The organism is Sphaerospermopsis sp. LEGE 00249 (assembly GCF_014299995.1).
GTDB classification, from domain to species: Bacteria; Cyanobacteriota; Cyanobacteriia; order Cyanobacteriales; family Nostocaceae; genus Sphaerospermopsis; species Sphaerospermopsis kisseleviana.
Map to the genome: position 1 here is coordinate 1 of NZ_JACJUZ010000170.1, position 1182 is coordinate 1182.

Consider the following 1182-nt stretch of genomic DNA (forward strand, 5'->3'; position numbering starts at 1 on the left):
GGGAAGCAGGGGAGGCAGGGGAAGCAGGGGAAGAAAAGACTTTCCCAGTCACCAGTCCCTCTAAAAACGGATATTCCTTGGGGTCAAATAATTGACCTTCACGGGCAGGTAAATACAGTTTGGCGTGACAACCACCACTATAAACGAGCCTAAACAAACTCAACAACCAAGCCCAAGCACCATAACGCTGATCCATTGTATCAGGAAAATTACCAGCGTCTTCTCGCAATCTTTCATACAACCCAGTTACGGAATAATAACGGGTATATACCGCATCCTGGGACATTAAACCCCGGTCTTCGGCGTATAGTAAAAATACTAATCTTAATAAGATGGTAATCAAACCACCATATATATGTTGGGGATTATATTCTGCAATGTCTCGCAATAACCGCCCATTAACTGCTGCATCAGCCGCTTGAAATCCTCTTAATAATTCCCAAAGTGCTTCTAATACCTGTTCTGATAGTTGGGTGGAAACTTCGTTTTGTGCTTTGCGACTGCGTTCTAATAATGCTGGTAAACGCTTTTCTGGGGGATAGGTAAATAATATGTCGGGGTTTAGCAACATTTCTAAAGCTGCTAATATCGGTCTACCTGCTATTTCACACATATTATTGATGTTAAATGTCAGATATCCCGATGATTCAGCCGCCGGAGCATAAACAAGTCTCAATTCTATTTCGTTGTATAATATGCCTATATGTACTTTGCTTTCTTTTAATAAACGTTCAAATTTTAACTGGGGTGTCGTTTGCCATCCGGTGTTACTTGCTACTACTTCATCTAGTGGTTGTCCCGATTTGAGAGTTTGTATCAACATTAAATAACCACCCTCTGCACCGGGTACAGCATAGTTAGGGGTGAGGTTTTCTTGATAGGATTCTAAATATACTGACAATTCTGCTAATACTGATTCTGTATTAATTAAATCGCTTTCTTGCCAATCGAGAACGTCAATAGCGAAATCTGCAAAGTTATGTGATTCTGCTTGGCTTTCAATAAAATTACGGAGACCTATTTGTAAATCAACTACATTTTTTTGAGGAATTATCCCCGCTTCACTCAGTACACCAGGGGATACAACCCAGCCCACAGGCTGTATTAAGCCTAACCATTGCTTATGGAGGTATTTGTATTCGTTGTTACTCATATTCTTGGGGACTGGGGACTGGGGACTGG

Annotated in this window: 1 pseudogene; it reads right to left on the reverse strand. The window is 41.1% G+C overall.

Going from position 1 to position 1182, the window contains the following annotated elements:
• Window positions 1–1153, reverse strand: a pseudogene (locus tag H5968_RS24950) (class I SAM-dependent DNA methyltransferase); the annotation flags it as partial.
• Window positions 1154–1182 lie beyond the last annotated feature (29 nt).